Source organism: Patiriisocius sp. Uisw_017 (assembly GCF_047731265.1).
Taxonomy (GTDB): domain Bacteria; phylum Bacteroidota; class Bacteroidia; order Flavobacteriales; family Flavobacteriaceae; genus Patiriisocius.
The window spans coordinates 3,758,567-3,771,798 of record NZ_CP159835.1 but is presented as its reverse complement, the minus strand read 5'-3'; the positions used below and the strand labels follow the sequence as shown (position 1 = coordinate 3,771,798).

The following is a 13,232-nucleotide window of genomic DNA, read 5'->3' as shown; positions in this document are numbered from 1 at the left end:
GAATAATAGTATGATTTCTGTAACAGGCCTTTTCGAGACTATGAACTCGATTATGGGAAGGTAATCAAGTAGAAGTCAGTCAAAACTTTTTCGGTTGGATATATAGAGGACTCTGACGCGAGCGTTATTTAATAACTGTTTAAGTAATTGTTAATTGCTTTACTCCAGATAGCATATCCTTTTTTGTTAAGGTGGAGGTTGTCAATTGTTAAACTAGCTTTAAGCCCAGTGGAATCATACATATCCTTTCCTATATCGAGAAGGTCTATTTGTTCTTTAAGGCAGTAGTTTGTAAGCGCATTATTTATGGAATCAATAGTTGTGTTAAATTTAGGGTTTTTGTGTTGATACAGGAGTTTTTGAAACACTGGCGTAATACTGCTGTTCTTTAATGTATCTGCCATTAGCTTTAAATTATTTAAGGTGTTTTCAACGGTGAAAGAATCTTGGTAAATATCATTTCCACCACAAAGAATGAATACGTATTTTGGTTTAAATGGTACAGATAGAGAAATTTTATCAACTAGCATTTCGCTAGTATATCCTCCCCAACCCAATTTTAGAACAGGATTTTGATTAATGGTAGAATTCCATTTCCCATTAGCAGTATGAGAGTCGCCAAACATAACAATTTCTGCAGAATTATTCCAATTAATATATTTTTGATAAAATTGGTGTCTGTACTTTAAAGAGAAAATAGCTGTCATAAAAAGAGCAGTAATAGCGAACAAAACCCAAGGTATTTTCTTTTTTAATTTCATTTTTAACTAATAAATTATGGTGGTGAATTTGATTGTATTTTTTTATAAAAAAATGGTTTTGTCAGACTCTTTTTAAAAATACCAACGATTTTTCATTAAACAGCCAATTTATTTTATAAACAGTACTGTTTATAAGAATGAGTATTGTTTTTGTATAGGTTGTATTTCATTTTAAATGATATTATTTACATATTTTGTAATTCAAAAAAAACTATAATCAAATTTCATCTTAGTATTTGTCAAAAGAAAAGGGCTTACTAGTTATTTTATATTCTTTTTAAGAGTACTGTATAAAATCAAAAGCATATTTCAAAATTAAATAATTTAAACATTCGATATACACTTTTCAGTTTGTATATTATTAGTCTGAAAATACACGCGAATTAAAATTTTAACACATAATAATGAATAAAAGAATACCATACGGAAAGCAACATGTAACTGAGAAAGATATTCAGGCAGTTGTCGATGTTTTAAGAAGCGACTGGCTTACTCAAGGGCCGACCGTAGCTGAATTTGAAACGGCCTTTGCCGAATATATTGGCGTGAAATATGCGGTTGCCGTTTCAAATGGTACGGCCGCCTTACATTTATGTTCATTGGTTTTAGGGGTAAGTAAGAATGACAAGGTAATAACAACACCAATAACCTTTGTAGCTTCAGCAAATTGTATTGGCTATGCGGGGGGAGAGGTTGTTTTTGCAGATATTGATCCAGAGACTTACTTACTAGATATAAATGAGGTAGAAAAATTACTAAAAGCTTCTTCAAAAGGCACCTACAAAGGTATTATTCCTGTTAATTTTGCTGGTAGAGCTATCGACATGGAAGCTTTCCGGAAGCTGGCAGATGAATATGACTGTTGGTTAATTGAAGATGCCTGTCATTCTCCAGGAGGTTCATTTACTGATAGCACTGGGACAATCCAAAAATGTGGTAATGGACAATTTGCAGATTTAGCAATTTTTTCCTTCCATCCTGTAAAGCACATTGCCATGGGTGAAGGAGGAATAATTACTACTAATGATGAAGTTCTTTATAAGAAATTACTAAATCTTCGAACGCACGGCATTCAACAAGACTTTTCCAAGAAAGTTTATGATGATGGAGGGTGGTATTACGAAATGCAGGAACTTGGTTTTAATTATAGACTAACAGATATTCAATCTGCATTGGGGTTGAGTCAGTTAAAGAGAGCAGAGGAAGGAATTAATAAAAGAAATGAAATTGCTGAAAAGTATGCTCAAGAATTTAAAAACTCGAGTTTTATAAAGAGGCAGTCTGGGGTTGTTCCAGGGCATGCGTATCATCTTTATGTTATTGAAACTGAAGATAGAAAAGCTCTTTTCGACTATTTGAGAAGTTTAGATATCATTGTTCAGGTGCATTATATACCCGTTCATTTAATGCCTTATTACCGTCAATTTGGTTGGAAAGAAGGAGATTTTCCGCACGCTGAAAACTATTATAAATATTGTTTAAGTTTACCAATGTTTCCAACGTTAACTGTTGAAGAACAGGACTATGTTGTTCATCAAATAAATACTTTTTTTAATGATATTTGAAATACCAAAAGAGGACATATTAAAAGGGTTGATCAATCAATTAACTTCTTTTTTTAGTATTTCAAATTCTGAAATCAATACTATAAATTCATTGGCAGAAACCGTATTTAAACGTTGTGAATTTAGCTTTTTAAAAAATAAGAATAAGTATTATTCAAAAGATAGTGTAGGCTATTTTAACCCGTATCATTCAGGACAGTATACAGTATTTTTATATTATTATTCGAATTCTGTTTTTAAGGCGGGTTCTGATAATGCACGATTAGCAGATAAAATATATTATCTTAATAAAATTATGAATGCTTGCGATTTGTTTTACGAAGTTGATTTGCCTGAAATTTTTATGCTAGACCATCCATTAGGATCTGTGATGGGGCGTGCTAAGTTTGGAAATTATTTTGCATTTAGTCAAAATTGCACGGTAGGTAATAATAACAATATTTTTCCAGAGATAGGGGAGTACGTAACTATGACGGCTAATTCAATGATTTTAGGAAATTCTAAAATAGGTGATAATGTAATAATAGGGGCAGGAGCTTGTGTTAAGGATCAAGATGTACCAGACAATTCATTAGTATTTGGTAGTTCTCCAAATTTGATAATTAAAAAAAGAAGTTAAATAAAATGGCCAACTTATTAGTTATTCCAGCCCGTGGTGGGAGCAAACGTATTCCAAAGAAAAACATTAAAAATTTTTCAGGAAAACCTATCATTTCATATTCTATTGAAGCGGCAATTAAATCGGGTTTGTTTGATGAAATTATGGTTTCTACAGATGATGATGAGATCGCAGAAATAGCTAAAACATATGGGGCAAGTGTTCCGTTTTTCCGAAGTAAAAAAAACGCAGACGATTTTGCAACTACTTTTGATGTTATTCAAGAAGTGGTCTCAGAATATAAATTGCTTAACAAACAATTTGAGTTCATTTGTTGCCTCTACCCTTGCGCACCATTAACGACATCAAAAAAACTAGAAGAAGCATTTCAATTGCTTAAAAGTGAAAAGTTTGACAGTGTACTACCAATCATGCAATTTAGTTTCCCCATTCAAAGGGCTTTAAAAATAGATGGTGATAATAAAACTAAATTCTTTTACCCTCAATATTCATTAACAAGATCTCAAGATTTGGAACAAGGCTACCATGATGCGGGTCAGTTTTATTGGATGAACACACTTAAATGTATTGAAAAGAGTGCTATTTTGACAGATATTACCGGAAGTATTATTATTTCGGAAATGGAAGCACAAGATATTGACACAGAAATGGATTGGAAATTAGCAGAACTAAAATATGAACTTTTACAAAGCCTTAAATAGGCAAAGTTATTCTAGTAGAAACTTCTCTATTGTTCCAATTCGGTATGAAGATCGAATGGATATATTGAAGTGGAGGAATGAGCAAATTTATCATTTACGCCAAGACAAACCACTAACCGAAGGAGATCAGGAAAATTACTTTAAAACAGTGGTAAATGCGCTTTTTGAACAAGAACAGCCAAGTCAATTGCTGTTTTCATATTTAGAAGGTGATACCTGCATTGGTTATGGTGGGTTGGTTCATATTAATTGGATTGATAAAAATGCGGAGATATCTTTTGTTATGAATACTGCTTTAGAAAAAGATAATTTTTCAAAACACTGGAAGTTATTTTTAGAACTGATTGAGAAGATCGCTTTTACAGAGCTGTATCTTCACAAAATTTTCACCTATGCTTTTGACCTCAGGCCGCATCTTTATAAACCAATTGAAGATGCTGGTTTCTCTAAAGAAGCTACATTAAAAAACCATTGTTTTTTTAACTCAGCGTTTAAGGATGTGATTATACACGCTAAGTTTAATACAATAGATGAACTATAGTCAATGAAAAAAGTATTTATAATTACTGGTGCAAATAGAGGTCTGGGTGAGGCTCTTGTTGATCTGCTAATTGAAGGTGAAGATAATTTTATTATTTCCATTTCAAGAAGGTTGAGCGAGGCACAACGTAACTATTCCAAAGAAAAATTTCATTTACTAAAAATGGACCTGTCGAGTAATAGTATTTCTGAAAGACTTAGAGAAATCAATAGATTTATTTCGGGTAATGAAATTTGTTTTATAACCAATGCGAGTATCATTGATCCAATAGCTAAAATAGAAGACCTAGATGACGAGGCTATTGACACTATTATTGGAGTGAATGTTAAAGCGACTGTTCAGATTACTAAATACATACTTCGTAATTTTAAGGAAAATAAATTATCATTTGTTAATATTAGTTCTGGCGCGGCTAATAGAGCCATTAATAATTGGTCGCTTTATTGTTCAACAAAGGCATTCGTAAAAATGTTTTTTAATGTTGCCGAGAAGGAATACGAACAACATTCCTTTTTTAATATTGACCCCGGGTTAATAGATACTGGTATGCAAAAAAATATCAGAGATAGTGATTCTCCAGATGTTTCAGATTTTCAACGATTAAAAAAAGAAGGAAAGCTTCAGTCGGCTAGAGATGTTGCCAAGGAAATAATACATACAATTTCATGAAAATAGGGGTAATATCAGACATTCACGGAAATTATGATGCATTGATAGAAGTACTAAAAGAGTCAAAGAGAGAGAACATAGAACACCTATTAGTTCTTGGAGACATTGTAGGATATTATTACCATCCTGATAAAATATTGGAGATCCTTTCAGAATGGAGTTTCGATATTATTAAAGGGAATCATGAAAAAATACTAGAGGATTTAATAGCTGATTCGTCATTAGGTGAATCTATTCGATTAAAATATGGTAGTGGTCATCAAGAAGCTATCAACAAGTTGACAAGAGATCAATTGCGTTTTTTACAGGGTTTGTCCGAAACTAAATCGGTTAAATTTGATGGAGTGTCTATATTAATGAGTCATGGAAGCCCTTGGTCTAATGACTTTTATATTTATCCAGACAGTGAGAAAGATATTATATTAAAATGTGACTCAAAGGATCATGATTTTGTTTTAATAGGGCATTCACATTATGCATTTGCGATAGAAAATGCAAATAGTATCTTGATAAACCCAGGTTCAGTAGGTCAATCTCGTCAAGAAGGCGGGAAGGCATCTTGGGCAATTATTGATTTGGCAACTAAGAGTTTTCAATTGAAAACAACAGCGTATAGTATTGATAAATTACTCAATGAGACACTTGAAAAAGATAGTGGAGTAGTGTATTTATCAGAAATTTTGAACAGATAATATTAACTAATGGAAAGGAACTTGAATATTCTCGTTACCAGTTGTGGAGGAGACATAGGACAAAGTATCGGTAAAATTTTGAAAGAATCAAATTGTGCGTCTTTTGGTTTAGATATCTCTAAACATAATGCCGCCCAATTTGTGTTTGATCACTTCGAGATTGGACCAAGAGTAACTGATGAAAATTATCTAATTAAGATTGGAGCATTCGTTACTGCTAACAACATTGATGTAATCATACCCGTTTCAGAGCCTGAACTAAGATTTTATACGCAAAACTTTACAGATGAGCCTATTGTTAATGGCGCTAAAGTTTTGATGGCAAATCACTTCTCTAGGAAAATAGGTTTCAATAAGACAAAAACTTGTCTGTTTTTAAAAGAAAATAACTTACCTAATCCTGTTTTGTATACAACAGATAGTACAGATGTCATCTTTCCTGTAATAGCAAAACCCAATACGGGGGCAGGAAGCGCTAATATATTTATAGTTGAGAATACCGAGGAGTTTAAGTTTCTGGCAAAAAAATATGATGACTTAATTTTTCAAGAATTACTAGATGGTGAAGCGGGCGAGTTTACTTGCTGCATTTATGGAACTAAAAACGGTGCCTATAGAAACATTATTTTTAAACGGGAGCTCACATCTGGAGGATATAGTGGTTATGGAGAACTAGTAGAAGATAAAAAGATTAGCAAGTTGTTGATTGAAATGGCAGGCCTATTACAACTGCGGGGAAGCATTAATGTTCAGCTCAGAATTCATAATGGATTACCAATTGTTTTTGAAATAAACCCACGCGTTTCTAGCACCATTTTATTTAGGCATTTATTAGGATTTAATGACCTAAAATGGTCTATCGAAGAGCTGCTTGGGAATGAGATTTCTGGCTATACAAAACCGGAAGCGGGCAGCTGTTTTTATAAAGGGTATCAAGAATATATAAAATAAGATTCATGACTAACTACGCAATAGTATCTGAAAAGAGTTGGAATCAAGCCCTATTTCCGCAGCTGCAAACACAGTTTGGGGCTATTAATTGGATTTTAATTAATGAAAAAAGTGATTTTAATGCAGGGTTCTTAGCAGAAAATAAAATTGATAAAATTTTCATCCCACATTGGTCTTTTATTATTCCTTCTGAAATATTCTTAAATTACGAATGTATTGTCTTTCATATGACAGATTTACCTTACGGAAGAGGAGGTAGCCCTTTACAGAACCTAATAGTACGTGGTCATACTGAAACGAAAATTTCGGCACTCAAAGTTGTAAAAGAATTAGATGCAGGACCCATTTACCTGAAAAAAGACTTGACCTTATTAGGTACAGCAACCGACATTTTTAAAAGAACCAACCAGATCATAGAAGGAATGATTATAGAAATAATCTCTAAAGCGATAACCCCGAAAACACAGCAAGGTGACATTGTAAAATTTAAAAGACGTAGCCCAGAAGATAGCAATATTGTGGAAGTGCAAGAGCTAAAAATAGCCTATGATTACATCCGCATGCTAGATGCAGAGGGATATCCTCATGCTTTTTTAGAGACTTCAGGTTTAAAACTTGAGTTTACCAATGCCAATTTTAATACAAATGATGAAATAGTTACAGCCCATGTTAGAATCTCTAAGAAATAAAAAAATAATGATTGTGGTTGCCCATCCTGATGATGAATTGTTAGGACTTGGTGCAACGCTCCATAAATTGATATTAGATTACCAAGTTAAGACCCATGTTGTTATACTTGGTGAGGGGATTACATCACGATCAGACGATAGAGATGTTGAAAAATGGCAAAAGGAATTATTAACACATAGAGAGAATATCAAAAATGCGCACGAATCTATAGGGTTTCATAGCAGCAGTGTCTTTGATTTTCCAGATAATAGATTTGATACCGTTGCTTTATTAGACATTATTAAAGTGATAGAAAAGGAGAAAGATTCCTTTCTTCCAGATGTAATATTTACACATCACGGCGGGGATGTAAATATAGACCATCAAAGAACTTTTGAAGCGGTTATTACTGCTTGTAGACCTTTAGAGGATGAACGTGTAAAAACAATTATTACCTTTGAAACGCCCTCCGGAACGGAATGGAGATCTCCAACCGATCCACGACATTTTTTACCAAATTTATTTTTTAGTGTTTCAGAAAAAAATCTAAATGCGAAAATTGAAGGAATGGAAAGTTATGAGTTTGAACGTCGCACATATCCACACCCTAGATCGCCAGAAGCATTAAAAATACAAGCTCAACGATGGGGAGTAATTATAGGAACTCGTTTTGCTGAAGCCTTTTGTTTGGTAAGATCAATAAATTAATTAGAATATGAGAATAGAGAATTTTGAAATAAATGAAAACTCACCAGTATTTATTATTGCTGAGTTATCTGCAAATCATAATGGTAGTATTGCAACGGCAATAGAAACTGTAAAAGCGGCAAAGAGGGCAGGGGCAGATTGTATTAAGCTTCAAACCTATACAGCAGATACGATGACTATTGCTTCAGATAAAGATGATTTTATTGTTAAAGGAACTATCTGGGAGAATCAAAATTTACACGAGTTATATCAAAAGGCATATACGCCGTGGGAATGGCAGGAAGAGTTAATGCAAGTTGCTAAAGCGGAGGGCTTAATTTGTTTTTCTTCCCCATTTGATGCAACATCAGTAGAGTTTTTAGAATCACTAAATGTTCCTGCGTATAAAATCGCATCCTTTGAAATCACAGACATTCCTTTAATTGAATTGGTCGCTTCCAAAGGTAAACCCATCATTATATCTACCGGTATTGCTGAGAAAGAAGATATAGAATTAGCACTCGATGCCTGCAAGAGAATGGGGAATAATAATATCGCATTGTTAAAGTGTACCTCAAGTTATCCTGCGCCCATTAAAGAAGCAAATATGTGTATGGTAAAGGATTTGGCAGAACGGTATAATGTAATATCTGGACTTTCTGACCATACTATGGGAAGCACAGTTCCACTTGTAGCAACTGCCTTTGGTGCAAGAATTATTGAAAAACATTTCATTCTCGACCGATCAATTGGTGGTCCAGATGCTTCTTTTTCAATGAATGAAATAGAGTTTACTGAAATGGTAAAAGCAGTACGAGAGGCGGAGCTTGCTATTGGAGTTGTAAATTATGCTTTGACTGAAAAACAGCGAAAAGGTCGTGATTTTTGCAGATCACTATATATCGTTGAAGATATTAAAAGTGGTGGTATCCTTACAAAGCAGAACATACGGTCTATTCGGCCAGGTTTTGGTATCCACCCAAAGTTTTATAATGAAGTTTTAGGCAAACAAGTCAATATTGATATTGAAAAGGGAACTGCGTTTAAATTTGAATTTCTATAAACAGATGAAAATAAGATGATTTTCTCTGGCGATGTATTTGGATTTGTTTACTTAGGCGTATATGACATAGATACAAGTACCTATAAGGAAATTTTACAAATCCCGAGTAGTGGTGATGGTTCTTGCCCAGGAATGATTATCTAAGATGGTATATTGTAGATGAGTTATTACACTTCTTTTGAAAATATAGAAGGTTCATCTATATATGCTGCAAATATTAATCTAAACAATTTATCAATCTGAAAGTAGAAAGAACTTTCAGATATTATATTTTATAAAAAGTAATTTTATTTCAATGGATAATTACCTTATTAAATATTTAGTAGATACTGCTGATAATGAATTATCAAAAAAATACATTGACTTTTTTAAAGCAGAGTTAGACTGGCAAATGTATGTTTCAGAAACCCATATCGCTGAGGCATATTATAGAAATAGAGCAATTGATATGAATGAGAAGCTAAAGCGCTTATACCAATATATAAATGCTTTGTTAATGAAATCTAGGGTAAATCAACCAAATAACGTAAAGATATTATCTACATTAAAATTGCCTCAAAAGGAGGTAAATTCACTATCCCAAATAGGATTTGATTCCTATTCGCCAATATGGCACCCCTTGCGAAAGAAAAATATTTTTGGAGATTATAAAACATTAAAATGGTGTAAAAACATTCAAGATAGAATTAGAAATGATGATTTTCATTTATTCTTAGATTCTAAATTTCATAACGCGCTAGAAATATTTCAACAATATCTTTTAGCACAATATCAGGAACAAGATTTTAGAGCTTTATTTTTATATACAGATCAATATTTTTACAGCAAGTACAGTATTGATATTTTCAAAAAAATGAATCGCCCATCTTTTGTTTTTAGCCATGGTATGCCAGGGCTTTACAGTAAAGAGGTAGACAATAGGTCAGACTATTTAATGGTTTGGAGTGAAAAAATTAGAAAAAATTATATTGATGTGGGGTTTGAACCTTCAAAAGTTAAAGTTGTTGGGCATCCTATTTATAAAAAATTGGAAAAGGAAAAGACATTGAGATCTGACCTTTCTGATATATTGATTATTCCCGTATCATCTGTAACTTGGCATCAACATACCTATAATAAGCCAGTGGTTAATGATCCTAGTATGGTGGTGTTGTATCTTTATAAAGTACAAAAAGTTTTAATGCGACTTGGAATTAAAAAGGCAAGATATAGACCACATCCTTCCATTAATAAAAAATGGATGTATCCATTTTTGGACTCAGATTTTTATGTTTTAGATTCTGAAGCACTAACAACTTCGCTTAATAAATCATCATTGGTAATTGGTGCTAATTCAACCGTTGTTTTGGAGGCATTAATGCAAGGTGTAAATTATATTGCATTTGATCCAAAAGATAAAGATGGCGTAAATATGTCTGGTTATAAAGCGGTGCCTCCATTTGATGGTTCTGAGGAAAAATTGATGATGGCTGAAGATGAATTTGAATTGGAAAAAATGATTAAAGCGAATGCTATGACAGATTATACTATAGTACACGACTTTATTCAAGAATTTGATCTAACGGTTTTAAAAGACTTAATCAACTAAGTACATGAGTGGAGGTAATTTGATTAAGAACACTACTATTTATGCCTTAGGAGACATTATCCCTAGGCTTATCGGCTTTGTTTCTTTGCCAATACTAACAGTGTATTTGACTCCCTCAGATTACGGGATTGTAAATTATGTAAATACCCTAAATACATTTTTACTTGCGCTAGGTTTTTTGAGTGTTAATACCTACTTCTTAGTCTTTTACTATCGATGTAAAACTAGTGAAGAGAAAAAAAAGTTATTAGGGAACCTATCCTCTTTTATCATTTTATTTAACGCAGTTGTCGTTATTATTTTATTGTTTTTTGGGAAGCATCTCTTTAATACTTTAGGCAGTAATATTCATTTTTATCCATATATAGTTATTGCGATTTTCACTAACTTTTTCAATCTGTTTTCAATATTACCAGCTGCTTTGTTTAGGGTGATAGAAAAACCGATGCCCTTAACGATTTTAAATGTTTCGAGAGGTATTATTGCATTCGTTTTAACCTTGGTATTAGTTATATTTTTTGATTACACAGCTTTAGGTGTTTTATACGCTAATTTAATTGTCAATTTTATTTTTGCATTTGTTTTCCTGTATATGATTCGTGGTCATATTATTTGGAACTTGTGTTTTAAGCAAATAAAAAAAGTCCTTATATTTTCCTTACCACTTCTTCCAGGATCCATAGCGTACTACCTTACAACAATTTCTGACCGCATATTAATAGATAAATATTTAACTCTAAATGACCTAGGGATATATAGTGTAGCGGCATCGATTGCATTAATTCTCAATATTTTTTCGTTTGGAGCATATAAAGCTTTTGAACCCTATATCTTTAAAAATTGGGGCAAGGATAATTTTATAAATATTTTCGAAAACATTCGCAATAGTTTTGTGTATGTTTTACTTATCGGGGTGCTTTGTTTGAGTGTTTTTTCAAAAGAATTTTTCTTACTTATGACAGATGTTAAATTTCATGATGCATTTTGGTATGTACCGCTGATTATAATTGGCGTGTATAGTTCTTCACTTAGCATGCTCTACGGAACTATCATTATTTCTAAGGAAAAAACAAAAATAAATTCACTAATAAATATGACGGGTGCAATAATAAGTATAGGTTTAAATATATTATTTCTTCCGAAGTATGGTCTAATAACGGCTGCTGTTGTTTCCAGTTTTTCAATGACAATAATGTTGTTAATTTCTATCTGGTATTCTAGGTTAAAAGTAAGCCATTGGAAGCCTATTATGAGCTGTCTACTGGTTGCTTCAACAATTTATGTGATGGTTTATGTAGTAATTATTGAGCATTTACTATTTTCCATAATCTTAAAATCTATTGTATTACTTACTGCTGTAGCTGTTATATCTTTAATGCTTTCAGTCAACCCGATTAAAATGATTAAAGTTTTTGTAAAAAAAGAAAGCTAAATGAATAAAAAAGCGCGTGTAATCGCATTTTATCTGCCTCAATACCACCCGATTCCAGAGAATGATACTTGGTGGGGAAAGGGGTTTACAGAATGGACTAATGTAGGTAAAGCAAAGGCTTTATTTAAAGGGCATTATCAACCCAGAGTTCCGGCAGATTTGGGGTATTATGATTTAAGAGTTGCTGAGACTAGAAAAGCGCAAGCAGACATGGCACGCGAATATGGAGTTGAAGGATTCATCTATTGGCATTATTGGTTTGGCAATGGTAAACGCTTAATAGAACGACCTTTTAAGGAAGTTTTGGATTCAGGAGAACCTGATTTTCCTTTTTGTTTAGCTTGGGCCAATGAAACTTGGAAAGGATTTGCCCACGGCATGGCCAATCGTAATATTTTAATAGAGCAATTATATCCTGGGATAGAAGATTATACCGCACATTTTTATGAAGTACTTCCTGCATTAAAAGACAAGAGATATATTACAATTAATGGGAGACCATTATTTATGATTTATAAACCTGTAGGTGAACCAGGAGTTAACTTGTTTATGGAGACATGGCAAAAACTAGCGCTAGAAAATGGATTGGAAAAAATCTATTTTGTGGGTCATTGTATTGATTCAAAGTTTAATGTTAAAGAGGTGTTAGCCAATGGATTTGATGCAGTAAATACGACACGTCTTTTTAACTATACCCTTAACCATCGCACCTTTAGTCAAAAGGTGTATAATAGATTGAATAGGATATTCAGAAATGTGCCATTAGCATACCCATATAAAACAGTGTCCAAATACTTTATTTCGCCTGAAGAAGATAAAATAGAAAATGTTTTCCCAAGTATAATACCTGGTTGGGATCATACTGCTCGCAGTGGAAGGGAGGGATTGGTTTTAACAAATTCAACACCAGCCTATTTCGAAAAACATGTAAAAGAAGTGGTAGATATTGTCGACACTAAAAAACCTGAGAATAAAATCATTTTTTTAAAATCATGGAATGAGTGGGCAGAAGGAAATTATATGGAGCCAGATTTACGTTGGGGTAAAAAGCATTTAGAAGCACTTAAAAAGCATATTGTTAAATAAATAATGAAAGACACCTTTAAAAATACGAAAGTCTTGTATTTGGGCTTTAACAATATGTTAAAGCATAAAAGAGGGGTTGAAAATGTTATTGATTTTCAATCAAAAGCTATAAATAGTAACATAAACTATTATATACATTGGGATGATAAAACAAGTGTTTATAAATATAATGGGTTGTTATGTATAGGTATTAAAGCTAATTTTTTGA

15 protein-coding genes are annotated in these 13,232 nt (G+C 32.8%); 14 read left to right on the top strand and 1 reads right to left on the bottom strand.

Annotated elements, in window-relative coordinates; genetic code table 11:
• Window positions 1-128: 128 nt before the first annotated feature.
• Window positions 129-761 (bottom strand): GDSL-type esterase/lipase family protein, encoded by a 633-nt coding sequence (locus ABXT67_RS17030; protein ID WP_415375228.1) that lies wholly within the window; start codon window positions 759-761, stop codon window positions 129-131.
• Between the two features lie 404 nt (window positions 762-1,165).
• On the opposite strand from ABXT67_RS17030, the gene pseC reads away from it, so the two are divergent.
• The 14 genes from pseC (at window position 1,166) to ABXT67_RS16960 (ending at window position 13,024) form a co-directional block, all read left to right on the top strand.
• Window positions 1,166-2,326, top strand: a complete 1,161-nt coding sequence (gene pseC, locus ABXT67_RS17025) for a UDP-4-amino-4,6-dideoxy-N-acetyl-beta-L-altrosamine transaminase (protein WP_415375227.1) — start codon at window positions 1,166-1,168, stop codon at window positions 2,324-2,326.
• Window positions 2,316-2,945 (top strand): transferase, encoded by a 630-nt coding sequence (locus ABXT67_RS17020; RefSeq protein WP_415375226.1) that lies wholly within the window; start codon window positions 2,316-2,318, stop codon window positions 2,943-2,945. The genes pseC and ABXT67_RS17020 overlap by 11 nt, the downstream gene beginning before the upstream one ends.
• A gap of 5 nt (window positions 2,946-2,950) precedes the next feature.
• Window positions 2,951-3,646 (top strand): pseudaminic acid cytidylyltransferase, encoded by a 696-nt coding sequence (pseF, locus tag ABXT67_RS17015; protein ID WP_415375225.1) that lies wholly within the window; start codon window positions 2,951-2,953, stop codon window positions 3,644-3,646.
• A complete protein-coding gene (locus ABXT67_RS17010; protein WP_415375224.1) occupies window positions 3,621-4,187 on the top strand; it encodes a GNAT family N-acetyltransferase in 567 nt (188 codons plus the stop codon). Before pseF ends, ABXT67_RS17010 begins: the two co-directional genes overlap by 26 nt.
• 3 nt (window positions 4,188-4,190) lie before the next feature.
• Window positions 4,191-4,856, top strand: coding sequence for an SDR family NAD(P)-dependent oxidoreductase (locus ABXT67_RS17005; RefSeq protein WP_415375223.1), 666 nt, complete (start codon window positions 4,191-4,193; stop codon window positions 4,854-4,856).
• The gene (locus ABXT67_RS17000) at window positions 4,853-5,548 is read left to right on the top strand and encodes a metallophosphoesterase family protein (RefSeq protein WP_415375222.1); all 696 of its coding nucleotides are present in this window, start codon (window positions 4,853-4,855) and stop codon (window positions 5,546-5,548) included. The genes ABXT67_RS17005 and ABXT67_RS17000 overlap by 4 nt, the downstream gene beginning before the upstream one ends.
• Before the next feature lie 9 nt (window positions 5,549-5,557).
• Window positions 5,558-6,499 (top strand): ATP-grasp domain-containing protein, encoded by a 942-nt coding sequence (locus tag ABXT67_RS16995; protein WP_415375221.1) that lies wholly within the window; start codon window positions 5,558-5,560, stop codon window positions 6,497-6,499.
• A 5-nt stretch (window positions 6,500-6,504) separates the two neighbouring features.
• On the top strand, window positions 6,505-7,188 hold the full coding sequence (locus tag ABXT67_RS16990) for a methionyl-tRNA formyltransferase (protein ID WP_415375220.1): 684 nt from the start codon (window positions 6,505-6,507) through the stop codon (window positions 7,186-7,188).
• A complete protein-coding gene (locus ABXT67_RS16985) occupies window positions 7,166-7,876 on the top strand; it encodes a PIG-L deacetylase family protein (RefSeq protein ID WP_415375219.1) in 711 nt (236 codons plus the stop codon). Before ABXT67_RS16990 ends, ABXT67_RS16985 begins: the two co-directional genes overlap by 23 nt.
• Window positions 7,877-7,883: 7 nt before the next feature.
• Window positions 7,884-8,918: a pseudaminic acid synthase gene (gene pseI, locus ABXT67_RS16980; protein ID WP_415375218.1), complete on the top strand. Its 1,035-nt coding sequence runs from the start codon at window positions 7,884-7,886 to the stop codon at window positions 8,916-8,918.
• A gap of 15 nt (window positions 8,919-8,933) precedes the next feature.
• Window positions 8,934-9,062: a hypothetical protein gene (locus tag ABXT67_RS16975; protein WP_415375217.1), complete on the top strand. Its 129-nt coding sequence runs from the start codon at window positions 8,934-8,936 to the stop codon at window positions 9,060-9,062.
• 151 nt (window positions 9,063-9,213) lie between these two features.
• Window positions 9,214-10,506 (top strand): hypothetical protein, encoded by a 1,293-nt coding sequence (locus ABXT67_RS16970; RefSeq protein ID WP_415375216.1) that lies wholly within the window; start codon window positions 9,214-9,216, stop codon window positions 10,504-10,506.
• Window positions 10,507-10,510: 4 nt separating this feature from the next.
• Window positions 10,511-11,938 carry an oligosaccharide flippase family protein gene (locus ABXT67_RS16965; protein WP_415375215.1) on the top strand — a complete coding sequence of 476 codons (1,428 nt, stop codon included), beginning with the start codon at window positions 10,511-10,513 and terminating at the stop codon, window positions 11,936-11,938.
• Window positions 11,939-13,024: a glycoside hydrolase family 99-like domain-containing protein gene (locus ABXT67_RS16960; protein ID WP_415375214.1), complete on the top strand. Its 1,086-nt coding sequence runs from the start codon at window positions 11,939-11,941 to the stop codon at window positions 13,022-13,024.
• Window positions 13,025-13,232: the final 208 nt, after the last annotated feature.